This window comes from Brucella sp. NBRC 14130 (assembly GCF_040371715.1).
Lineage (GTDB): Bacteria > Pseudomonadota > Alphaproteobacteria > Rhizobiales > Rhizobiaceae > Brucella > Brucella intermedia.
In genome coordinates this window covers 174,018-197,228 of record NZ_BAABTE010000003.1, presented here as the reverse complement: position 1 = coordinate 197,228, position 23,211 = coordinate 174,018, and the positions used below count along the sequence as shown (strand labels likewise).

Here is a 23,211-nt window from a genome sequence, read left to right as displayed (position 1 = left end):
TTGATCAATTTAGGGTGATCCATCCAGGAGTGAACCATGGACCTGACTGGAGAAGAGCGGATAGCGGCGCCTAGACAAGCAGTCTGGGATGCGCTGAACGACATTGAGACGCTGAAATCCTGCATTCCGGGCTGTGAAGATATCGAACGAATTTCGGATACGGAAATACGGGCTGCGCTCAAGGTGAGTTTCGGAATCCTTAAGGTCCGCTTTCACGGGATTCTGGAATTGTCGAATATGAAACCGCCGATCTCCTATACGATCTCCGGCCACGGTGAAGGTTCCATAGCCGGGTTTGCGCATGGGGCGACCGACGTGCGTCTGGATGAAGATGGCGAGGATACTATTCTGTCCTACGCCATACGTGGCGATGCGGGCGGCAAGGTAGCGCAGATCGGCACGAAACTGCTCGGTTCGGTCGCACGCAAGATCGCAGACCGCTTCTTCGCCAATATCGCAGAAGCGGCGTCCAACGCCGCCGCAAAAACGACCTGATCAGGCTTCACTCTTGTAAAGCTGTAACGATCTTCCTTAGCAACCAAGTATTCAAAGTTTCGAATACTTCCTGAAAGTCCGCTGGCATGAAACCCAGAGATATCGCGACCTATGTTTTTCTTTCCGTAGCATGGGGGTTATCGTTCCTCGTGGTCTTGCGCGTCGTAGAAGCCTTTGGCTGGGTCGGCGCGGTGGCTTTCCGCTCCTTCATTGCGGCCGGAACGCTCTTTGCAATTGCGAAACTCTCCGGACGCAGGCTGGATTTTCAGGCTGGCTGGAAACCTTTTGCCGTGGTTGGCGCAACCACGGTTGCGGGCCAGCTGATCGGCCTTTCTTATGGCACCCCGTTGATCGGAACGGCGATGGCCGCGATCTGCGTGGCCTCCATTCCGCTCTTCTCGATGATCATCAGCCAGTTCTGGGGGCTTGAGCGCATTACGTCGCGCGGGCTTGTCGGGCTGCTGCTTGGCGTTACCGGCATCGTGCTCTTGGTCGGTTTCCCGGCTGTTGCCGTCACGCCCGCCTTCATCATGGGCTGTGTCGCCGTGCTTTTCTCCTGCTTTTCCGCAGCTTTCGGCAGCAACTATGCCAGCCGCCGCCTTTCCGGCACCGGTTCTTGGGAAACCACCATCGGCGCATTCGTTTTTGGCGGCATCCTCTCCTTGCCGCTCATCTTCGCGGTGCCTGTGCCAGCCATCCCGGGGTTGGCTGATTTTGGATATCTGCTCATTTCGGCCTGCGTGATGAGCGCCCTCACCTATGTGCTTTATTTCAAGCTGGTCGGAAGTGTCGGGCCGACGAAGGCCATCAGCGTCGAGTTCGTCGTGACGGTCATCGCGGTTCTGGTAGGCGCCGTCTTCCTGAAGGAGCAGCTTTCCCTGATCCAGTTCGTCGGTGCGGCCGTCATCATCAGTGGTTGCGCCCTGGTGCTAAGCTCCCGCCCCGCACTTCCCAAGGAGACGGAAATTCTCCCTGAGCCGACAAGCGCGATAGAGGCAAGAAACGGCCTCAAGTCCGACCCGTTGTGATCCCGCATTTCCACCGAACATCAAAGGCCCGTGCTTCCAAAGCCGGGCCTTCTTCATGAACGCGCCCAATTCCATAAATTGACCAGATGATAAAAAATTTGACCTTCCGAGAAAATCTGTCATCCTGTCTTTAACGGGCATCATGCGGCGGCAAAGATCGCGGCCCGGTACATAGTTGCGGCGCGCAAAGGGAACCCGCGCCTGAACAAGCAAAAATGGGAGATGCGGTCGATGAGATCAGCAGAGAATTCGCCTATTGATGCAATTGATAATCCGGGACACGCAAACGGGCCTGACATCCGTGGGGCTAGGCTTGACAAGGCCGACTATGCGCATGTTTTCGACGATCTGCATCCACCGCTTACCAAGCACGAAGCCCTGGTTGAGTCTGATCGCTGCTATTTCTGCTACGACGCTCCGTGCATGAATGCCTGCCCCACGGGCATCGATATTCCGTTGTTCATTCGACAGATCAATGCGGGCAATCCGGTTGGGGCTGCGAAGACCATCCTTTCGGAAAACATTCTGGGCGGCATGTGCGCTCGCGTATGCCCGACAGAAACACTCTGCGAAGAAGTGTGCGTTCGCGAAATTTCGGAAGGCAAGCCGGTCAAGATCGGTGAATTGCAGCGCTATGCCACCGACGTTCTGATGGAAACCGGCAATCATCCATTCAAGCGCGCGCCTGAAACCGGCAAGCACATTGCCGTGGTTGGCGCGGGTCCGGCAGGTATCTCGGCTGCCCATCGCCTTGCCATGCATGGCCATAAGGTGACCATCTTCGAAGCCCGGCCCAAAGGCGGCGGCCTCAACGAATATGGTATCGCGGCCTACAAGACGGTCAATAATTTCGCGCAGCGCGAACTCGAATTCGTGCTCAAGATCGGTGCGATCAATGTCGAATATAACCAGACGCTCGGTCAGGACATCACTGTCGAGGCGCTGAAAGCTGGCTATGACGCGGTCTTCCTCGGAATGGGCATGCCGGGCGTCAATGATCTGGGTCTTGCTGGCGAAGACGCGCCAAACGTTATCGATGCGGTCGACTACATCGCCAATCTACGCCAGGCAAAAGACCTGTCATCCCTGCCCGTCGGCCGCAACGTGGTGGTCATCGGCGGCGGCATGACCGCAGTGGACGTAGCGATCCAGACCAAGAAGCTCGGTGCTGAAAACGTGACCATCGTCTATCGCCGCGGTCAGGAAAACATGAATGCCAGCGCCTATGAACAGGAACTGGCACAGATTCACGGCGTGGTCATTCGCCACTGGCTGCAGCCCCACGCGCTTGAACGGAACGAAGACGGCACCGTCAATGCCGTGGTGTTTGAATATACCGCTATCGAAGACGGCAGGCTTTCCGGCACCGGGGAATATCTCATTCTTGAAGCCGATCAGGTCTTCAAGGCTATCGGCCAGAAGTTCGAACCGGAACCGCTGGCGGGTTCGGGCATCGGGCTGTCCAGAGGACGGATCAGCGTGGACGACGAACGTCGCACGTCGGTCGAGGGCATATGGGCAGGCGGTGATTGCGTGGCAGGCGGCAAGGACCTCACCGTCGCATCGGTGGAAGATGGCAAGGTCGCCGCTGAATCGATCCATGCAACGCTGATCAAACGTCCCCAGGCAATCGAAGGTTTTGCCGATGCAGTGCTTTCAGGAGGCGCGCTCCATGCCCCGGCATCGGCTGTTCGGGACCGCGGCGTTCATCTGGGCCAGGAACAGGGCTGAGGAGATAGAAAATGGCTGATCTTTCAACGAATTTCCTCGGCATCAAGTCTCCCAATCCGTTCTGGCTGGCTTCTGCCCCGCCGACCGACAAAGCCTATAATGTCGAGCGCGCGTTCAAGGCCGGCTGGGGCGGCGTGGTCTGGAAGACGCTTGGCGCGGAAGGCCCGCCGGTGGTCAATGTCAATGGGCCGCGCTATGGCGCGATCCATGGTGCCGACCGGCGCCTGCTCGGTCTTAACAATATCGAGCTGATTACCGACAGGCCGCTCGAAGTCAATCTGCGTGAAATGAAGGAAGTGAAGATGCGCTGGCCTGACCGCGCATTGATCGCTTCGATCATGGTGCCATGCGAGGAAGAAGCATGGAAGGCCATCCTGCCTCTGGTGGAAGAAACCGGCGCTGACGGCATCGAGCTGAACTTCGGCTGTCCGCACGGCATGAGCGAACGCGGCATGGGTGCGGCCGTCGGCCAGGTGCCGGAATATGTCGCCATGGTCGTCAAGTGGTGCAAGCAGTATAGCCGGATGCCGGTGATCACCAAGCTGACGCCGAACATCACCGATATTCGCAAGCCTGCTCGTGGCGCCCATGCGGCGGGGACCGATGCGGTGTCGCTGATCAACACGATCAATTCCATCGTGTCGGTCGATCTGGACAGCATGTCGCCGGTCCCGTCCATTGATGGTCGCGGCAGCCACGGCGGCTATTGCGGCCCTGCGGTCAAGCCGATTGCGCTCAACATGGTGGCGGAAATCGCACGCGATCCTGAAACGCGCGGCCTGCCGATTTCAGGCATCGGCGGCATCACCACCTGGCGCGATGCGGCAGAATTCATCGCGCTCGGCTGCGGCACGGTGCAGGTCTGCACGGCGGCGATGACCTATGGTTTCAAGGTCGTTCAGGAAATGATCGACGGTCTTTCCGACTGGATGGACAGCAAAGGATATCAGTCGCTGGATGATTTCCGCGGCATGGCCGTTGGCCACGTCAGCGACTGGCAATATCTCAACCTCAACTACGTCACCAAGGCGCGGATCAATCAGGATCTCTGCATCAAATGCGGGCGTTGCCATATTGCCTGCGAGGATACCTCGCACCAGGCAATCACCAATCTGGTCAATGGTGCGCGCCACTTTGAGGTGATCGACGAGGAATGCGTTGGCTGCAATCTCTGCGTCAATGTCTGCCCGGTCGAGGACTGCATCACGATGGAGCAGATCGGTGGCTTCGATCCGCGCACCAAGGAACCGATCCCGACGCAATATGCCAACTGGACGACACATCCGAACAATCCGATGGCGGTGAAAGAGGCTGCGGAATAAAACAAAACGCCGGGCAAAAGCCCGGCGTTTTCATTTTGATATTTGGTTTTTAGCTGCTGACGCGCATTCCCTTTTCAGGCTCGAACACATGGCTCGTTGCTGGGTCAACCGCAATGGTCAGCACATCGCCGGGGCGCACTGTCAGCCGTTCGCGGAACAGGCAGGTAACCGGCTGGTTGCCGAGCTTGCCCATCACCATGATTTCCGAGCCGGTCGGCTCGACGATTTCGACCGTGACCGGCACGCCCGTGTCGGCGATCTTCATATGCTCGGGGCGCATGCCATAAACGGCCTTGCCCGAAAGGCTTGCATAATCGCCTTCAGGAAGCGGCATACGGAAGCCGCCATCGGCCACAAACGAGCCTTCCTCAATCTTGCCGTTGACGAAGTTCATCGATGGAGACCCTATGAAGCCCGCGACAAACATATTGGCCGGACGGTCATAAAGATCGAGCGGTGCGCCGATCTGCTCCACCAGACCATCGCGCATGACGACGATCTTGTCCGCCATGGTCATCGCTTCGATCTGATCGTGGGTCACGTAGATCGTGGTGGTCTTCAGGCGCTGATGCAGACCCTTGATCTCACCGCGCATCTGCACACGCAGCTTGGCGTCGAGATTGGACAGCGGCTCATCGAACAGAAACACTTGCGGATCACGAACAATCGCACGGCCCATGGCCACGCGCTGGCGCTGGCCGCCGGAAAGCTGGCGCGGGAAGCGGTCGAGCAGCTTGTTGAGGCCGAGGATTTCAGCGGCGCGCGCCACACGGCTGTCGCGTTCTTCCTTCGGTGCATTCTTCAGCATGAGCGCGAAGCCCATATTGTCGGCCACCGTCATATGCGGATAGAGCGCATAATTCTGGAACACCATGGCGATATCGCGTTCCTTGGCGCGCAGGTCGTTGACGACGCGCGGACCAATGGCGATTTCGCCGTCGCTGATTTCCTCAAGCCCTGCGATCATTCGCAGAAGCGTCGATTTTCCGCAGCCCGACGGGCCGACCAGCACGACGAATTCACCGTCCTGAATATCGACTGACACGCCATGCAACACGCCGACATTGCCATATTTCTTGATTGCATTTCGGATGGATACAGATGCCATCTTGAACCTCGACTCTTATTTGACGGCGCCTGCGGTCAGACCTGCAACGATCTGGCGCTGTGCGAAAACGGTTAGCAGCAGGACCGGCAATGTGACCACGAGGGCGGCGGCTGCAAGCGGACCCCAGCTGACCTGTTCAAAGGACAGCATGTTATAAACCGCGACCGGCAGGGTGCGTGTCTCGCGGCTTGCAAGCACGATGCCGAAGACGAAATTGTTCCACGAGAAGATCACCGCCAGAATGAGCGAAACCACGATGCCGGGCTTGGCAATCGGCAGGGCGACTTTCATGAACACCTGCCACGAGGAAGCACCGTCGATAATGGCTGCTTCTTCCAGTTCCATCGGTGTCGTCTCGAAATAGCCGATCATGATCCAGATCACGATTGGAACGGTGACGACCAGATGGATGATGATCTGCGGCCAGAGCGTGCCGAGCAGACCGAGCGTCTGGAACAGAAGGAACAGCGGGATCAGGTAGGAGAGGCCCGGCGTCATGCGGGCAATCATGATCACGATCGCCGATTTATGCGCCTTGAGCCGCGCAATGCCATATCCAGCCGGAACACCGACCAGCAGTGCAAGCAAGGTCGCCATGCCGGTCACAATAAGGCTGTTCCAGAAATAGAGCAGGAAGTCGTTCGCGGCGAAAATCTCGGTATAGTTCGACCAGGCGAAACGCTCCGGGATCAGGATTGGCGGGTAAGCGCCATTGTCGATTTCATATTTCAGCGAAAGTGACAGCATCCAGACGAAGAAGAAGATCGCAGGCGACACGATGACGAAGACCAGAAGTGCCGTGCCAAGCTTCGAAAGAATTGATTTGCGTGCCATGGTCGGTCCTCAGGCGTTCCACTTGGTCCGCTGACGAAGAGCCAGGAGAACCAGCGACATGGCGATAATGACAATGAAGAACACCACGGCAATCGCCGATGCATAGCCTATGTCGTAATAGGAGAACGCCACATTATAGAGATAGATATTGATGGTTTCCGACGCGGTTCCCGGACCGCCCTGCGTCATCGCATAGATGATGTCGAAGCTTTTCAGCGCATCGATCGAGCGGATGATGACAGCCACCATGATGAAAGGCAGGATCATCGGAAGGGTGATGTAGCGGAATTTCTGCCAGCCATTGGCGCCATCGATTTCCGCGCTTTCAAACGGATCGCGCGGCATGGAAGCAAGGCCGCCGAGCACGATCAGCATGACAAGCGGCGTCCACTGCCAGGTTTCAACAGCCACCAGCGAGGGGATGACCGTGTTCTGGTTGAATATCCACTCCTGGGGCGGAATGCCGACCAGCGACAGAAGATAGTTCAGAACGCCGAGCTGCGGGTGATACATCATGGTCCAGACCAGAGCGACGGCAACCGGTGTGGCCATCATCGGCATGACGAAGATGCCGCGCAGGAGCCCGCGCATCGGCAGCTTGCTGTCAAAGACCAGCGCTGCGATCGTGCCCAGAACCATCGGGGCCACGACCGACAGAACCGTATAGACAATCGTATGCCACATGGATTCCCAGAAGCGCATATCGGCGGCAAGACGCAGATAATTGTCGAAGCCGACAAAGCTCTGCTCGCCGCCCAGCTGCCACTGGTTGGTACTCATCCAGAGCGTAAACACCCATGGGAAGACGATCACCGCCCCGACGGTGATCAAGGCTGGAAGAACAAACGGCCAGTAGCTTGGCCGCAAGCGGCTCTTGCCAGTCTTGGTGGAGGAAGCTGCCGCAGCAACTCCCGTTTTTGCTCCTGTCGGGGCGGCAGATGTCATTTTCCTTCGCTCCGTGCGAGGACCGGACGGAATTCTTCCGTCGCGCGTTTCATTTCAGCTTCCGCGTCGGCGCCGTTCAGCAGATTGGTGAGGCCCACGCCGATGATGTCGCGGAATTCCGTGACAGGCACGATGACCGGCAGGCAAAGCTGGCTGATCGGGGCCGACTTCGACAGGGCCTCCACCCAGCCTTCCGGCATGGTGACGCCCTTGCGCACTGCTTCATCGTCGATGACCGACTTGCGGAACGGAACGCCCGACCCCGACTGCAACAGGCGGGCGCCCATTTCCTTGGAAATGGCCCACTGGCAGTAGAGATATGCGGCTTCCTTGTTCTTGGAGGCTTCGGTCACGCCGATGCCGTCGCCGGTCGTCGGTGCTGCCTGTGCATTCGGGCCTGCCGGCATGACACCATAGCCGACCTTGCCCACGACGCGCGACTTGTTCGGGTCTTCGAGCGGCGGCGCAAAACCGATACCGTCGAGCCACATGCCGACGCGACCCTGCAGGAAGTTCGACTGGCATTCAGCCCAGTTGAAGCCTGCAACACCGGGAGGTGCCGATTTGGTCATCAGGCGCTGATAGAGCTTTGCGGCTTCGATGCCTTCAGCCGAATCCGTCTGAAGGTTGCCATCCGCGTCAACCGACTGCTTGCCATAGCCGAGCAGGAGGCTGGTATAGACCGGCGCATTGGCGTTCTTCATGCCACGCGCGACAAAACCATAGGTGTTGGTCGATGGATCGGTGAGCGCTTCGGCGGCTGCGACCAGCTCTTCGAAGGTCTTCGGAAATTCGATGCCCTTGGCGGCAAAGAGTTCCTTGTTCCAGTAGATGATCCAGTAATCGACCGAGAATGGCAGCGCGCCGAAACGGCCATTGGCGTCCTTGGCGAAGGTCAGGCCGGCACTTGCGAAATCATCTTCCGTGAGCGATGCGTCCGTCAGCGTCGGGTCTTTCAGGAATGGATTGAGGTCGGCAAGCCAGCCGCCCTTTTCGAACTGGCGCTTCTGGACGTGGTAGCTGATATGGATGACGTCGAAGCTCGGGCGGCCGGACGTCAGCTCGATCACCGCCTTCTGGCGCTGCTGCTGTTCGGGCATCTGCTCGGAATGCACCTTGATGCCGGTCAGCTCCTCGAATTCCTTCTGGTATTTCTGAAGGATTTCACCACGCGGGCTCTTGATGAGGTTCACTTCAAGCGTGGTACCGGCAAACTTCTTCCAGTCGACTTTCGACTGGGCGAAAGACGGGCTGATGCCCGTGATGCCCGATGCAGCGATTGCCGCCGAGCCCGCCAGGAACTGGCGACGTGTTGGACGTAATAGATTCATTGCATGCTCCTCCCCAATATTCCGTCGGCCCGGCAACTCCTCTTGCCCGGGCTCTGGTCGTTAAATCTGCAAAGCCAGTTTCCGTGCATTGTTGATGTGAACGGCAATGGCATCCATGGCTGTCTGCGGATCGCGTGTTTCGATTGCAGCGAGGACGGCCAGATGTTCCTGCATGACCGGAATGACGCGACCGGTGATGCGGAAACGTTCCTGATTGATCAGGCGCATCTTGATCGTGTTGGTCTGATAGGCGCGCCAGATGATTTCATTATCGAGCGAGCCGACAATCGTATCGTGCAGGCTCCAGTCGATAGTCTGCGCCCGCGCCTCCAGTTCCGGTGTTTCACCTTCCGCCATCGCGCGTTCCAGAGTTTCCTCATGTTCCGCACGCAATGCGCGCAGCAATTCGTCGGACGCCGATTGGCAGAAAATCGCCACCGACTCTTTCTCGATAAAGAGGCGGAACTGAAACGCTTCGCGGATCAGATTGAGATCGATATGGGCGATCTGAAGCCCGCGCTGCGGCACGGTCTTGATAAGGCCTTCCGCTTCAAGGCGCGGGATAAGCTCGCGGATCGCGCCCAGCGGCAAGCCCGTCATGGTGACGAGCTGGCGCTGCGAAACGAACTGGCCCGGATGAAAATCACGCGCCAGCAAATGCTGGGTGAAGCTCTGATAAGCCTTGTCCCGCAATTTTACCGGTTCGTTGTGATCTTCCGCCAAATCCGTTCCCCCTCTATCCTTTCAGGCTTATGCCGCCTTCAGGCCGCTTTTGCCATATGCAAACGGTCGAATACACTACCAATTGCATCGCAGTCCGCATCATTGAGCGAAATCAGGGGGGCGCGCACACGCCGCCATTCCTTGTCACCCGTATGGCGCGCCACCATGGCCTTGACCGCTGGCGTTACCGGATAGTTCAGCAATTGCTGTACTGCGGCCACCAGTTCGGCATCGTCCTGTCCGTCATTGATCATGCGCAGAAGACGGTCGGGGAACAGATTGGCCATGCCGGAAATCGCGCCCTGCCCGCCAAGGCGCACACCGGCTGCAAGGTCGCGCTCGTCGCCGATCAGGATCGCGATGTCCTTATGCGCAGCTAGCAGTTTTTCGGTATAGGCCCAATTGCCGGAAGAATCCTTCACGCCAATGATGATGTCACCAAAAGCTGCACGCAGGCGGCTGATGAGATCGACCGAAAGCTCGACCGCTGTAACCGACGGGATATTGTAGAGAATGATGCCGCGAGCATCTTCACCCAGGCCCTTGAAGACCGACGAGAACCAGTTGAACAGTCCTTCATCGGAGAGGTTCTTGAAATAGGAAGGCGGTGCGAGAAGAATGGCCTTGCAGCCGCGGCGCAGCGCATCGCCAGCCTGGAGGACAGCGTCGGCAACCGAGTTTTCCATCACACCCACGACAATGCTGGAGGCCGGAAAACCGCCTGCCACAAATGCATCGAGAAGAGCGGCGCGCTCGGCATCGGCAATCGACGACCCTTCGCCGGTGGTGCCAAACAGGGTCACGCTCGAGCAGCCATTATCGAGCCGTGCGCGGGCATGCTTCAGCGCACGGCTGACATCGATCTTGCCATCTGCGTCGAATGGCGTGGTGAGCGCTGCAGAGAGACCGAAACGCTCCTGCCCGGAATGATTATGTGCCAAGACTGGCTCCTCCCAAATTTGAACTTTAAGCTGGCACATACTAACATGTTAGTAAAGAGTCAATTCGGGTTCAGTGCGTAATTGCATGATTTCCGGAGAACGGGAAGAGAAAGCAAATTACCTGAACCGCGAGCCAGTTCAGCGCGCTGACATCTCCCTCCCTCATCCTGAGGAGCTGTTGAAAACAGCGTCTCGAAGGACGAGGGGGGAGGTTTGGAGACAATCGACTATCGGGTCGGAACAATACCGGTTTCGATGAAGGAAAGCACTTCCTGCGGGCGCGGCGAACCGGCCCGTCCGCCGAACCGCGCGCATTTAATCGCCGCAGCCGCATTGGCAAAGCGAATGATGTCCGTCATCGGTTTACCTTCCACCAGACCATGCGCGAACGCGCCATGGAACACGTCGCCTGCGGCCAGCGTATCCACTGCATCGACCTTGAAACCGGGCATGTGAGAAACCGGTTTGCCAGCGCCTTCGCTCCAATAGCAGCCTTCCGCTCCGGCGGTGACCGCTGTGAACACATCATGGCGCGCGCTGAGAATCCGAACGCATTCACGCAAATCCGTCGTGCCCGCGACGCTGATTGCAGCGGGTTCCGATGCAACGATATGGGTTGCAAGCGGCAGGAGCGTTTCCAGCAATTCGACCGGCGCGGTATCCGCGTCCAGTATGGCTGGAATACCGGCATCGCCCGCGGCACGCAGCGCGGTCTCAGCAGCCCATGGCCAGCGGACATCGGTCATCACGGCGGCATAGGCTCCCGCTGCAATGGGAGGCACCACATCGGACGGGCTTGCCAGCCTGCGATCATAAAAAGGCACGATGATGCGTTCGCCGCTCGCATCAACGAGGATTGACGAAAATGCCGTGCGGGCGTCTTCCAGCCGCCGGATATAGGCACAGTCGACGCCTTCGGCTTGAAGCTCCGCGACGGCACGATCCCCAACCGCGTCAATCCCCGCAGAAGCCCAGAGCGCCACATCGCCGCCAAGCCGGGCAATCGCTGCGGCTGCGCTCGAAGCCATGCCGGCCGCTATTTCGACGGCCTCACGGGGCAGATATTTGCCTGCCGCGTGAGGAAGCGCATCGAGGCGCAAGATGGTGTCCATGGTAAGGGCACCGACACAGAGAATTCTGGATGTCATGATTACGAAATGAGACCTTCCGAGCGAAGCGTCGTCCAGAATTCCTCGGGGATCGACTGCTCGAACCAGACCACGTTCTGCCTGATCTGTTCCGGCGAGCGGACACCGATCAGAATGGAGCTGACGGCCTCATGTCTCATCGGGAACTGCATGGCGGCGGCGGCGAGCGGTACATGATACTCGTCGCAAATATCGTGCAGGCGATTGGTGCGCGCGATGATTTCGGCAGGGGCATCGGCATAGTCGAACTTCTGTTCGCCGCCACGCGGTGCCGCGAGAATACCGGAATTGAAAACCCCGGCAATCACCAGCGCCATGCCCCGCTTCTGCGCCAATGGCAGGAATTCCTTTTCCGAAACCTGATCGAGCAGCGAATAGCGGCCCGCCAGAAGCGAGCAGTCGAGATCAGCCTCTTCAAGCGCATCGCGAATGATCTGCCATTCGTTTACGCCAAGACCGAAGCCCTTGATATTTCCCGCCTCGCGCAATTCGGTGAGCGCGCGGAAACCGCCGCCCTTGGTAAGCGCGTTCCAGTGGATTTCTTGCCGGTCGCCATGGGTCACACGGCCAATATCATGGACATAGAGCAGGTCGATTTCAGGAAAGCCGAGACGCTGCTGGCTGTCATCGAAGCTCCGCATGATGCCATCATAGCTGTAATCAAAGACCTCACGAAAATTGAGGCCATTGTGCCATCCGGAATCGAATGGATTTTTCGGCAGCGCAGGCGGCAATGTGCGACCTGCACGCTCGTTGGCCATCAGGCGCCCGACCTTGGTTGAAACAACAGCGCGCTCGCTCTTTTCACGCAGCATATCGCCGAGAATGTGCTCGCTGCGGCCATAGCCATACATCGGCGCACTGTCATAATAACGGATGCCGCTATTCCAGCCGGCTTCCAGCAAAGCGTCGGCGTCAGAGCGGGAAACGGGCGCATAAAGCCCACCCAGAGGTGCAGTTCCCAGACCAAGCGCCGTCACAGTCAAACCGGTACGGCCAAGCGTTCGCTTTTCGGATGCCTTCAAATGCATGGATATCTCCTCAACAACGGCGACGAACGCCGCACTCCTTGTTCAGCGCCTCGTGATCCAAAAACCGCTCGCACTTTTTGGGATGCGCTTCCTCTTTCACCGCATCTTATCCAAAAACCGCTTCGCACTTTTTGGGATGCGCTGCCTCTTCCAGCGATTGATAGGAGCAAGCTTGTCGAAGCGCAATCGGAAAAGCATGCGCATGCGAACAGTCTATTCACTTGCGAATAAACCATCCTTGACAGCCGCAAATTTCCTGCCGATATTACTATGATGTCAGACCAATTTTAAAACCAATAAGGGAACGGGTCTGGACGGATTGCGCTGCGAATGTCTGGGGCAGTCCGGAAAATGGAGGCAGAATGAAAGATCGCAGGCTGTTGCAGATCGCGCCGCTACCGCCGATGGATCGCGCCCGGCAGGTGACGGACGCACTCGCCAATTACATTGCGACCGCGCAGCTGCAGGCCGGAGACCGCCTTCCCGCAGAACGCGAACTGATGACGGCGCTCGCTGTCGGCCGCTCCACCATTCGTGAAGCAATCCGCCACTTTCAGGCCCTCGGGGTGATCGAAGCCCGCAAGGGTAGCGGTACCTATCTGCTCAAGCCGATTTCGGCTGCAACCATCCATATGCCGCTTTCATTCGATCCTGCGCAGTTGCGCGATGCATTGCTGCAATCGCTTGAAGTGCGCCGTGGCATCGAAGCCGAGGCCAGCATGGTCGCTGCCCGCAAACGCACGGCTGAAGACCTCGTGGTCATCGAACGCAATCTCGATGAGATGGAGCGCGTTCACATCGCGGAAGGCACGTCCGGACCCGAGGATCTGGCGTTCCATCTCGCCATTTACGACGCGACCCACAACCCGCTTTTCAGGCAATTGCTCGAACAGATGCGCGAAGCCTTCCTGCGTTTCTGGGATCATCCGTTCGAGCGGGTAGACTTCGCGCGGCGGACCTTTCCGTTCCACCGCACGCTCTTCAACGCCATCGTGGCTCAGGACCCTGAATCCGCGCGGCAGGAAACACTCAAAATCCTCGACATTGTCGAGGAAGACATCAAGGAAATGTCCAAATGACTGACGGGATGGACCCGCTGGATTTCGCAGCGCTTACAGTCGCCCATGATGAAGGCAATGCTTTCGACGCAGTGGTTCCGCCCATCGTGCAGACTTCGCTTTTCACCTTTCCAAGCTATGACGACATGGTCGCCTCCTATCGGGGCGAAAAGGTTCGGCCCATCTACACGCGCGGCCTCAACCCGACCGTGCGGGCGTTTGAAGAAATGCTGGCAAAACTTGAAGGCGGCGAAGACGCGCTGGGGTTTGCCAGCGGCATGGCTGCGATCTCCTCGAGCGTGCTGGCTTTCGTCAAGCCCGGCGACCGCATTGTCGCCGTGCGCCATGTCTATCCCGATGCGTTCCGGCTTTTCGGCACTATCCTGAAACGCATGCAGGTGCAGGTCGACTATGTCGATGGCCGCGACGAAGAGGCGGTTGCAAAGGCCCTGCCCGGCGCAAAGCTCTTCTACATGGAGAGCCCGACAAGCTGGATCATGGAAGCCCATGATGTCGGGGCCCTCGCCCAGATCGCCCGGCAGCATGGCGTTCTGACCATCATCGACAACAGCTGGGCCAGCCCGATCTTCCAGCGTCCGCTGTCGCTGGGCGTCGATCTCGTCGTGCATTCGGCATCGAAATATCTTGGCGGCCATAGCGATGTCGTGGCCGGTGTCGTGACCGGCTCGAAAGCGCTGATCAACGCGATCCGCGCGGAAACCTATCCATATCTCGGCGGCAAGCTTTCGCCCTTTGATGCCTGGCTTCTGGTGCGTGGCATGCGCACCTTGCCGACCCGCATGAAGGCGCATGAGGCATCGGCGCTGGAAATCGCAAAGCGGCTTCAGGCACTGGATGTGGTTGAAACCGTGTGCCATCCCGCCCTTGCCAACCGCTTGCCTGCGGGCCTCCATGGCACGTCCGGCCTGTTCTCGGTCATCTTCCGCGAAGGCGTGAACATTCGCGAGTTCTGCAATCATCTCAATCTGTTCAAGCTCGGCGTGAGCTGGGGCGGACATGAAAGCCTGATCGTGCCGGGTGAAGTCGTTCTGCAGCAGAAGGCGCAGCCCAATTCGGCGCACACGTTCGGCATCGACCCGCGCTCCGTGCGCCTGCATGTCGGACTGGAAGGAACGGAAGCGCTGTGGCGGGATATTGAAGGAGCGCTCGCAGCATCGGCCGTGTGAATAAAACAGTGAGGAGCAATAAGGGGAACTGCAATGAAAAAACTAATAGCAGCCGCATTCGCAACCATGCTTTTGAGCGGTACGGCGCTTGCCGATACCACCTTGAAGCTTGTTGAAGTCATCACCAGCCCCGAGCGCACAAAGACGCTTGAATCCATCGTCGCCAAGTTCGAGGCGGCCAATCCGGGCACCAAGGTGGAAATCATTTCGCTGCCATGGGGCGAATCCTTCCAGAAATTCGCCACCATGGTTTCGGCGGGCGAAATCCCCGACGTCATGGAAATGCCGGACACCTGGGTCTCGCTCTATGGCAATAACGGCATGCTGGAGAATCTCGAGCCCTATCTCGAACAATGGGAAACCACATCCGACCTCACCGAGCGCGCGCTTGAGCTCGGCCGCAGCGTCAACAACACAGCCTATACGCTGCCTTACGGCTTCTATCTGAACGCCATGTTCTACAACAAGAAGCTGCTGAGCGAGGCAGGCGTTTCCGAACCGCCGAAGACGCTGGATGAATTTGTCGAGGCCTCCAAGAAGATTGCCGCCCTTCCCGGCAAATCCGGCTATTGCATGCGCGGTGGTCCCGGTGGGCTGAATGGCTGGGTGATCTTTGCCGCTTCGATGGCGGGCAATAACAAGTTCTTCAATGAAGACGGCACCTCGACCATGAACAGCGAAGGCTGGAAAAAGGGCATCACCTGGATGGTCGATCTCTACAAGAACGGCCTTGCACCGAAGGACAGCGTCAACTGGGGCTTCAATGAAACCGTGGCCGGTTTCTACAGCGGCACCTGCGCCTTCCTCAATCAGGACCCGGATGCGCTGATCGCCATTGCCGAACGCATGAAGCCGGAAGATTTCGGCGTCGCCATCATGCCGAAGGGCCCGGATGGCAAGACCTTCCCGACCATCGGCTTCGCCGGCTGGTCGATGATGAGCGCGAGCAAGAACAAGGATCTTTCCTGGAAGCTGATCTCGATGCTCGAAGGGCCGGAAGGCAACATCGAGTGGAACAAGCGGACCGGCGCGTTGCCGGTTCTCAAATCGGCCCAGAACGATCCGTTCTACAGCGGCGAGCAGTTCAAGGGCTGGTTCGATGAACTGGCCGACAAGAACGTCGTTCCGACCGTGATGCCGACCTATCTGGAAGAATTTGCCTTCTTCAAGGATTCGCTTGTCATCAAGACCTCGCAGGAAGCGCTTCTCGGCGACATCACGCCGGACCAGCTGGCCGACCAGTGGGCAGAGTATCTGACCAAGGCGCAGCAGAAGCACCTCGCCAAGCAATAGCACCACGAACGGTTGGCAGGCGCGGATTTTTCGCGCCTGCCCATCCTCTTCATGCAATCCCCGCGAAGGGAAAAATGATGACCGACACCGCTTCCATAAGGGCCCCGGTGCGCAACGAAGTGCCAAGGCAGGACCAGCGCAGCTTTTTGCAGCGGCTTGCGCACGCCTCCGAACCTTATCTCTACAGCGCCCCTGCGCTCATCCTCATCGGCGCCATCATGCTGGTTCCGCTGATCCTCGGCGTCTCCTATGCCTTTCGCGACATTCAGTTGCTCAACCCGTTTTCGGGCGGCTTCGTCGGGCTTGATCATTTCCGTGAACTTGCGACCGATCAGGCCTTCTATCGTTCCTTGAAGAACACGCTCTGGTGGACCGGCTGCTCCGTTCTGCTGCAATTCGTGTTCGGACTTATTCTGGCCCTGCTGCTCGACAAGCCATTTGCGGGGCGTGGGCTGGCACAGGCGCTGATCTTCCTGCCATGGGCCGTGCCGACATTTCTCACCGGTCTCAACTGGGCCTGGCTGTTCAATCCGGTGATCGGCCCGCTGCCGCACTGGCTACATGCAATCGGCATACTGAGCGCGCCAAACAATATCCTGTCCGATCCCAATCTTGCCATGTGGGGCATTATCACCGCAGGTGTGTGGTGGGGCATTCCGTTCTTCGCCATCACCATGCTGGCCGCCTTGCAGGCCATCCCGCGCGATCTTTATGAAGCGGCGGCGATCGATGGCGCAGGCCCCGTGCAGCGTTTTCTGTCGATCACGCTTCCTTACCTCGCGCCGACCATGGCCATCACCATTCTGCTGCGCACCGTCTGGATCGCCAACAGCGCCGACCTGATTGTCGTTATGACCGGCGGCGGCCCTGCCGACCGGACGCAGATCGTTGCAAGCTACATCTTCACACAAGCCTTCAAGCGGCTCGATTTCGGTTATGCCTCGGCCATCGCGATGGTCCTGCTTGTCCTGCTGATGGTCTATTCGATGCTCATCGTGCTGTTGCGCCAGACGCTTCTGAACAAGGATTGAGCCATGCCCAACCGTAAAATCTACCTCGCTGGCGCGCATCGCATTGCCATTCTCCTGTTCGTCCTGTTTGCATTGTTTCCGATCTTCTGGCTGGTGAAGGTCTCCGTCACGCCCAATGATCTGCTTTACAGCGAGGGCGTGCGGCTCTGGCCATCGCGCATGACCTTCGACCACTTCAGCCATGTATTGAACAACAGTTCGTTTCCGCTGTTCTTCCGCAACAGCCTGATCGTGTCCGGCTCAACCGCCATTATCGTTACGCTGCTGGCATCGCTCTCCGGCTATGCGCTGTCACGCTTCAACTTCCGCGCCAAATACTGGATCGTGGCGCTGATGCTGCTGACACAGATGTTTCCGCTCGTGATGCTGATTGCGCCGATCTACAAGATCATGGCGCCGCTCGGCCTTACCAACAGCCTGCTCGGCCTCGTCATCGTCTACTCGGCCTTCAACGTGCCCTTCGCCACCTTCCTGATGCAGTCGTTTTTCGATGGCATTCCAAAGGATCTGGAAGAAGCAGCGAAGATCGACGGCGCAACGCAGTTCATGGCCTTCCGCCAGATCATCCTGCCGCTGACCCTGCCCGGCATTGCCGCTACGCTCGGCTTTGTCTTCACCGCTGCGTGGAGCGAGCTTCTGTTCGCGCTGATGCTGATTTCCGGCAATGATTCAGCCACGTTCCCGGTCGGGCTGTTGAGCTTCGTCTCAAAGTTCTCGGTCGATTTCGGACAGATGATGGCAGCAGGCGTGCTCGCGCTCATCCCCGCCTGCGTCTTCTTCTTCCTCATTCAACGATATCTCGTGCAGGGCCTCACGGCTGGCGCGGTCAAAGGCTGAAAGGATTTTTCCCTATGGCTTCCATCGATATTCAGTCTGTCCGCAAAAGCTATGGCGAACATGCTGTTCTGCACGGCGTTGACCTTGAGATCAAAGACGGCGAATTCATCGTGCTGGTCGGCCCGTCAGGCTGCGGCAAGTCCACGCTTCTGCGCATGATCGCCGGGCTTGAAGACATCACCTCGGGTCAGGTGCAGATCAGCGGCAAACGCGTCAATGAACTGGCCCCAAAGGATCGCGACATCGCGATGGTGTTCCAGTCCTATGCGCTTTATCCGCATATGAGTGTGGCCGACAATATGAGCTACAGCATGCGGCTGCGCAAAACGCCAAAGGAGAAGATCGCCAGCGCCATCCAGTCGACCGCCGCCAAGCTTGGCCTTGAGCCTTTGCTGGAACGCCGTCCGAAGGCGCTTTCCGGTGGCCAGCGTCAGCGTGTCGCCATGGGCCGCGCCATCGTGCGCCAGCCCAAGGCCTTCCTCTTCGACGAGCCGCTCTCCAATCTCGATGCACGACTGCGCGAGCAGATGCGGGCTGAAATCAAGAAGCTGCACGGTGAACTGAAAGCCACGTCGATCTATGTAACACACGACCAGATCGAAGCCATGACACTGGCCGACCGCATCGTCGCCATGCATGGTGGTGTGGTGCAGCAGGTTGGCTCGCCGCTGGAGCTTTACGACCGACCCGCCAATCTTTTCGTGGCGGGCTTCATCGGCTCACCGGCCATGAACTTTCTCGATGTGGCCTATCTCGAACAGGATGGCGGTCCGCGTCTGAAACTCAAGGACGGCACGCTCATTGCCTTGCCGCAGCCCTTGAACCTCAAGGACGGCGCCAAAGCGACGCTCGGCATTCGTCCCGAGCATGTCCATATCGAGAAATCCGCGGGCCTTCCTGCCGATGTCGATCTGGTGGAGCCGACCGGCTTCGGCATCATCCTGCATCTCGGCCTGCATGGATTGCCGTTCAAGATCTTCACGCTGGACCGCGATGCGCTGCACATGCAGGGCTCAATTCAGGTGAGCTTTCCGGCTCAGCACCTCCACTTTTTCGATGGCGACGGAAACCGGGTGGAACCGCGAGCAGTTCAGTAATCCGTGGCGAAGCGCGCCTGGATGCTCTGCGACAACAGGGCGACCGGGCGCGTCATGTCGCCCGGCGGGTTCCACAGAAGCTCCTCGATCTCGCTGGAAGCAACCGGAACCTGACCGTCTTTCAAAGTGAGGTGGAACAGTTCCGCCTCCACCGTCGCATCGGCTTCATTGGCGGCAGGCGCTGCCATCTTTGCAGCATAACGCAACTGGCTCTCGTCAACGAGAATGCCAAGCTCTTCCTCGATCTCGCGGATGAGCGCGATTTCAGGCTGCTCGCCTGCGTCGATCTTGCCGCCGGGCTGGAAGAAAATCTCGCTGCCGCGCTTGCGTACGAGAAGGAAACGGCCCGCCTCATCGCGGACGATGGCTGCTGAAATTCGAATCGTCTTCATGAGGGCGGACTTTCGTCTCGCGGGCGAATGCCGTCAAGAATGATGGCACTCACCGCCCGGGCTGTTTCGTCGTAAAATCCGGCTTCTTCCGAACGGCGTCCGAGAACCGCTGCGACCTGAACGGAAAAATCCGAATAGTGCTGCGTTACTGCCCATATGGTGAAAATCAGATGGTACGGGTCGACCGGAGCCAGGCGCTTTTCCGCAATCCATCGGTGGATGACCGCCGCCTTTTCATCGACCAGTTGCTTCAGATGCCCCTTCAGAAAATCGGAAATCGCCGGTGCGCCGTGCAATATCTCATTGGCAAAGAGGCGCGAAGCCTCCGGCTTTTTCGCCGACATTTCGAGCTTCAGCCGGATGTAGCGCCGCAATTCCTCCAGCGGGTCACCGTCCGGGTCGATGTGCTCGAAAGGCTCCAGCCAGCTCGCAAGCGTGTCTTCCAGCACGGTCACATAAATATTTTGCTTGCGCGGGAAATAATAAAGCAGGTTTGGTTTCGACATTCCCGCCTTCTCGGCGATCTGGTCGACCGTCGAGCCGCGAAAGCCGTAAGCAGAAAAAACCTCCAGCGCTGCATCAAGGATAAGCCTGCGATTTATGCCCTGAATGCGCGTCGCGCCTTCCGACCTGTCGTTCGACGTCCTGTCGTTTTCGACCGCCTCGGTGCGTGAGTCTGAAGGAGCTGTGGCCATTTGACACCTTTCAGCAGCATAGAATTTTTCAAAAGCGCTTGACCATGTTCAAAGGCTCTTCTAGCCTGCAATTTGACCAACTAGTCAAGTTTTTGCGCAAGGCAAGAATATTGTGGCCAAAGAGCCGGGTCACGGGAACATATATTGGCGGGTGAATGTGGGCCAGAAATATAATGGCCCGGATTTGAACGCCCATACATAATGCGGAGGCAGAGCGCATGGTGCTCACCAGCAATCTTAGAGTCAATGGCGATCGCCTTTGGGACAGTCTGATGGACATGGCCCGGATCGGTCCCGGTGTGCGCGGTGGCAACAATCGCCAGACCCTGACCGATGAAGATGGCGAAGGCCGCAAGCTGTTTCAGAGCTGGTGCGAAAAATCCGGGCTTTCGATGGGCGTCGACACGATGGGGAACATGTTCTTCCTGCGTCCCGGCGAAGATGCGGATGCCGATCCCGTTTATATGGGCAGCCATCTGGACACACAGCCGACTGGCGGCAAGTTCGACGGCGTGCTGGGCGTGCTCGGCGGGCTCGAAGTCATGCGCACGCTCAACGATATGAACATCAAGACAAAACGGCCCATCGTCGTCGTCAACTGGACGAATGAGGAAGGCACGCGCTTTGCGCCCGCCATGCTCTCGTCCGGTGTTTTTGCCGGCGTGCACGAACAGGACTGGGCCTACCAGCGCACCGACGCCAAGGGCAAGAAATTCGGCGATGAGCTGGAGCGCATCGGCTGGAAAGGTGATGAACCGATCGGCAGCCGCAAGATCCATGCGATGTTCGAGCTTCACATCGAACAGGGGCCGATCCTCGAAGCCGAACACAAGGATATTGGCGTCGTCACCCATGGCCAGGGGCTGTGGTGGCTGCAAGTAACATTGACCGGCAAGGAAGCGCATACCGGCTCCACGCCGATGAAGATGCGCAAGAATGCAAGCCTCGGCCTTGGCCGCATGCTGCAGCTCGTCAACGAGATCGCCATGTCGCACCAGCCGGACGCGGTGGGGGGCGTCGGCCATATCGACGTATCGCCCAATTCGCGCAATGTGCTCCCCGGCCAGATCGTTTTCACCGTCGATTTCCGCTCGCCCAACCAGGCCGTGCTGGACGACATGAAAGCGCGTTTTGAAAAGGAAGCGCCGAAGATCGCCGCGGAACTGGGCATCGGCATCGAGATCGAAGTGGCGGGGCATTTCGACCCCGTGACATTCGACAATGGCTGCGTGGAGGCTATCCGCAATGCGGCGGAACGGCTTGGCTACAGCCACCGCAATATCGTTTCGGGCGCAGGCCATGATGCCTGCTGGGTCAATCGCGTGGCACCGACCGCCATGGTCATGTGCCCTTGCGTCGATGGCCTCAGCCATAACGAAGACGAGGACATTTCGAAAGAATGGGCGTCGGCGGGAACCGACGTGCTTCTGCATGCAGTATTGGAGACCGCTGAAATTGTGAGTTGATTTCGGGCCTCTCCGATACTGCTACTGTTCGCAACAAAACCAAAAGGGGAACGACGAACAATGGCAAAGGTCATCAAAGGCGGAACCGTCATCACGGCTGACCGCACCTTTAAAGCCGATGTTCTCATCGAAGGCGAGAAGATCGTTGCCGTCGGCGACAATCTCTCCGGCGATGAAGTGATCGATGCATCCGGCTGCTATATCATGCCCGGCGGCATCGACCCGCATACCCATTTGCAGATGCCTTTCATGGGCACCTATTCCTCCGACGATTTCAATACCGGCACCGCAGCCGCGCTTGCGGGCGGCACCACGATGGTGGTCGATTTCGTCCTGCCCGGCTCGGAGGGTAATCTTCTGGAAGCGTTGCAGGAATGGTTCCAGAAAGCGGGCAAGGCGCGCACCGACTATTCGTTCCACATGGCCATCACCGGCTGGAACGAGCGAACCTTCAACGAAATGGCCGAAGTGGTGAAGCGCGGCATCAACACCTTCAAGCATTTCATGGCCTACAAGGGCGCGCTGATGGTGAACGATGACGAGATGTTCGCTTCGTTCCAGCGCTGCGCGGAACTTGGCGCCATGCCGCTCGTTCATGCCGAAAACGGCGACATTGTCGCGCAATTGCAGGCGAAGCTGATGGCCGAAGGCAATGACGGGCCGGAGGCGCATGCCTATTCCCGCCCGCCGGAAGTCGAAGGCGAAGCCACCAACCGCGCCATCATGATTGCCGATCAGGCAGGCGTGCCGCTCTATGTCGTGCATGTGTCCTGCGAACAAAGCCATGAGGCGATCCGCCGTGCGCGCCAGAAGGGAATGCGCGTTTTCGGCGAGCCCCTGATCCAGCATCTGACGCTCGATGAAAGCGAATATCACAACCGGGACTGGGACTATGCGGCCCGCCGGGTCATGTCTCCGCCGTTCCGTGACAAGGCCAATCAGGACAGTCTTTGGGCTGGCCTTGCGGCAGGAAGCCTGCAATGCGTTGCGACTGACCATTGCGCTTTCACCACCGAGCAGAAGCGCTACGGCATCGGCAATTTCACCAAGATTCCAAACGGAACGGGTGGGCTGGAAGAACGCATGCCGGTGCTGTGGTCGCGCGGCGTGCGTACCGGGCGCCTGACGCCAAACGAATTCGTGGCCGTTACCTCAACCAACATCGCCAAGATATTGAACATCTATCCGCAGAAAGGCGCCGTGCTGCCGGGAGCGGATGCCGATCTCGTCATCTGGGACCCGGAGGCCACCAGGAAGGTTTCTGCAAAGACCCAGCATTCCTCCATCGATTACAACGTGTTCGAGGGCTTTGAACTCAAGGGCCTGCCGAAGATGACGCTTTCCCGCGGGCGGGTTGCTTTCGACAAGGGTAACGTCACGGCGGAACCCGGCGACGGACGCTTCATCGAGCGCGAGCCGAATGGAGCCGTCAATCGGGCGCTGTCGCAATGGAAGGAAATCGTTGCGCCGCGCAAGGTGGAGCGCAGCGCCGAACATATGCCGATAGGGGTCTGACAC

General features: G+C 58.4%; 22 protein-coding genes. 12 read left to right on the top strand and 10 right to left on the bottom strand.

The features are described 5' to 3' along the window. Window positions 1-36: 36 nt before the first annotated feature. The 4 genes from ABWW28_RS07070 (at window position 37) to preA (ending at window position 4,576) form a co-directional block, all read left to right on the top strand. Window positions 37-495: an SRPBCC family protein gene (locus ABWW28_RS07070; RefSeq protein ID WP_006466016.1), complete on the top strand. Its 459-nt coding sequence runs from the start codon at window positions 37-39 to the stop codon at window positions 493-495. Window positions 496-581: 86 nt separating this feature from the next. Then, window positions 582-1,523: a DMT family transporter gene (locus ABWW28_RS07065; RefSeq protein WP_112670657.1), complete on the top strand. Its 942-nt coding sequence runs from the start codon at window positions 582-584 to the stop codon at window positions 1,521-1,523. 222 nt (window positions 1,524-1,745) lie between these two features. Then, entirely contained in the window at window positions 1,746-3,254 is a 1,509-nt protein-coding gene (locus ABWW28_RS07060) for an NAD(P)-dependent oxidoreductase (RefSeq protein ID WP_278388685.1), read from the top strand. An 11-nt stretch (window positions 3,255-3,265) separates the two neighbouring features. Next, the gene (gene preA / locus ABWW28_RS07055) at window positions 3,266-4,576 is read left to right on the top strand and encodes an NAD-dependent dihydropyrimidine dehydrogenase subunit PreA (protein WP_112670661.1); all 1,311 of its coding nucleotides are present in this window, start codon (window positions 3,266-3,268) and stop codon (window positions 4,574-4,576) included. Window positions 4,577-4,625: 49 nt separating this feature from the next. Here the strand turns inward: preA and ABWW28_RS07050 are convergent, their stop codons facing one another. From ABWW28_RS07050 to ABWW28_RS07015, 8 genes are all read right to left on the bottom strand, one after another. Beyond that, window positions 4,626-5,684 (bottom strand): ABC transporter ATP-binding protein, encoded by a 1,059-nt coding sequence (locus tag ABWW28_RS07050; protein WP_112670663.1) that lies wholly within the window; start codon window positions 5,682-5,684, stop codon window positions 4,626-4,628. A 15-nt stretch (window positions 5,685-5,699) separates the two neighbouring features. Continuing rightward, a complete protein-coding gene (locus tag ABWW28_RS07045) occupies window positions 5,700-6,518 on the bottom strand; it encodes a carbohydrate ABC transporter permease (RefSeq protein WP_112670665.1) in 819 nt (272 codons plus the stop codon). A 9-nt stretch (window positions 6,519-6,527) separates the two neighbouring features. Next, window positions 6,528-7,463: a carbohydrate ABC transporter permease gene (locus tag ABWW28_RS07040; protein WP_112670667.1), complete on the bottom strand. Its 936-nt coding sequence runs from the start codon at window positions 7,461-7,463 to the stop codon at window positions 6,528-6,530. Then, window positions 7,460-8,794 (bottom strand): ABC transporter substrate-binding protein, encoded by a 1,335-nt coding sequence (locus ABWW28_RS07035; RefSeq protein WP_112670669.1) that lies wholly within the window; start codon window positions 8,792-8,794, stop codon window positions 7,460-7,462. The genes ABWW28_RS07040 and ABWW28_RS07035 overlap by 4 nt, the downstream gene beginning before the upstream one ends. Window positions 8,795-8,854: 60 nt before the next feature. After that, window positions 8,855-9,517 (bottom strand): GntR family transcriptional regulator, encoded by a 663-nt coding sequence (locus ABWW28_RS07030; protein WP_006466008.1) that lies wholly within the window; start codon window positions 9,515-9,517, stop codon window positions 8,855-8,857. A gap of 38 nt (window positions 9,518-9,555) precedes the next feature. Further along, window positions 9,556-10,458, bottom strand: coding sequence for a dihydrodipicolinate synthase family protein (locus ABWW28_RS07025; protein ID WP_112670671.1), 903 nt, complete (start codon window positions 10,456-10,458; stop codon window positions 9,556-9,558). Between the two features lie 227 nt (window positions 10,459-10,685). After that, window positions 10,686-11,606 (bottom strand): PfkB family carbohydrate kinase, encoded by a 921-nt coding sequence (locus ABWW28_RS07020; RefSeq protein WP_112670673.1) that lies wholly within the window; start codon window positions 11,604-11,606, stop codon window positions 10,686-10,688. Window positions 11,607-11,608: 2 nt separating this feature from the next. Further along, entirely contained in the window at window positions 11,609-12,637 is a 1,029-nt protein-coding gene (locus ABWW28_RS07015; protein WP_006466005.1) for an aldo/keto reductase, read from the bottom strand. Window positions 12,638-12,999: 362 nt separating this feature from the next. Between ABWW28_RS07015 and ABWW28_RS07010 the strand changes: the two genes are divergently transcribed. The 6 genes from ABWW28_RS07010 to ABWW28_RS06985 all read left to right on the top strand — a co-directional run bounded on the left by ABWW28_RS07010 (window position 13,000) and on the right by ABWW28_RS06985 (window position 19,140). Then, window positions 13,000-13,716, top strand: a complete 717-nt coding sequence (locus tag ABWW28_RS07010; protein ID WP_112670677.1) for a FadR/GntR family transcriptional regulator — start codon at window positions 13,000-13,002, stop codon at window positions 13,714-13,716. Next, window positions 13,713-14,882 (top strand): PLP-dependent transferase, encoded by a 1,170-nt coding sequence (locus tag ABWW28_RS07005; RefSeq protein WP_112670679.1) that lies wholly within the window; start codon window positions 13,713-13,715, stop codon window positions 14,880-14,882. The genes ABWW28_RS07010 and ABWW28_RS07005 overlap by 4 nt, the downstream gene beginning before the upstream one ends. Before the next feature lie 33 nt (window positions 14,883-14,915). Next, window positions 14,916-16,175 carry an ABC transporter substrate-binding protein gene (locus ABWW28_RS07000; protein ID WP_353390612.1) on the top strand — a complete coding sequence of 420 codons (1,260 nt, stop codon included), beginning with the start codon at window positions 14,916-14,918 and terminating at the stop codon, window positions 16,173-16,175. Window positions 16,176-16,252: 77 nt separating this feature from the next. Continuing rightward, window positions 16,253-17,206 carry a carbohydrate ABC transporter permease gene (locus ABWW28_RS06995; RefSeq protein ID WP_112670683.1) on the top strand — a complete coding sequence of 318 codons (954 nt, stop codon included), beginning with the start codon at window positions 16,253-16,255 and terminating at the stop codon, window positions 17,204-17,206. Window positions 17,207-17,209: 3 nt separating this feature from the next. Then, window positions 17,210-18,043 carry a carbohydrate ABC transporter permease gene (locus ABWW28_RS06990; RefSeq protein ID WP_006465999.1) on the top strand — a complete coding sequence of 278 codons (834 nt, stop codon included), beginning with the start codon at window positions 17,210-17,212 and terminating at the stop codon, window positions 18,041-18,043. A 14-nt stretch (window positions 18,044-18,057) separates the two neighbouring features. Then, the gene (locus ABWW28_RS06985) at window positions 18,058-19,140 is read left to right on the top strand and encodes an ABC transporter ATP-binding protein (RefSeq protein ID WP_112670685.1); all 1,083 of its coding nucleotides are present in this window, start codon (window positions 18,058-18,060) and stop codon (window positions 19,138-19,140) included. Here the strand turns inward: ABWW28_RS06985 and ABWW28_RS06980 are convergent. Then, entirely contained in the window at window positions 19,134-19,532 is a 399-nt protein-coding gene (locus tag ABWW28_RS06980; protein WP_112670687.1) for an NUDIX hydrolase, read from the bottom strand. The two genes, ABWW28_RS06985 and ABWW28_RS06980, sit on opposite strands and share 7 nt — an antisense overlap. Next, window positions 19,529-20,227: an HTH-type transcriptional regulator RutR gene (rutR, locus tag ABWW28_RS06975; protein WP_006465996.1), complete on the bottom strand. Its 699-nt coding sequence runs from the start codon at window positions 20,225-20,227 to the stop codon at window positions 19,529-19,531. Before rutR ends, ABWW28_RS06980 begins: the two co-directional genes overlap by 4 nt. Before the next feature lie 218 nt (window positions 20,228-20,445). On the opposite strand from rutR, the gene ABWW28_RS06970 reads away from it, so the two are divergent. Both ABWW28_RS06970 and hydA read left to right on the top strand, forming a co-directional pair. Then, entirely contained in the window at window positions 20,446-21,693 is a 1,248-nt protein-coding gene (locus ABWW28_RS06970) for a Zn-dependent hydrolase (protein WP_112670689.1), read from the top strand. Between the two features lie 60 nt (window positions 21,694-21,753). Beyond that, window positions 21,754-23,208 (top strand): dihydropyrimidinase, encoded by a 1,455-nt coding sequence (gene hydA, locus ABWW28_RS06965; RefSeq protein WP_353390608.1) that lies wholly within the window; start codon window positions 21,754-21,756, stop codon window positions 23,206-23,208. Window positions 23,209-23,211: the final 3 nt, after the last annotated feature.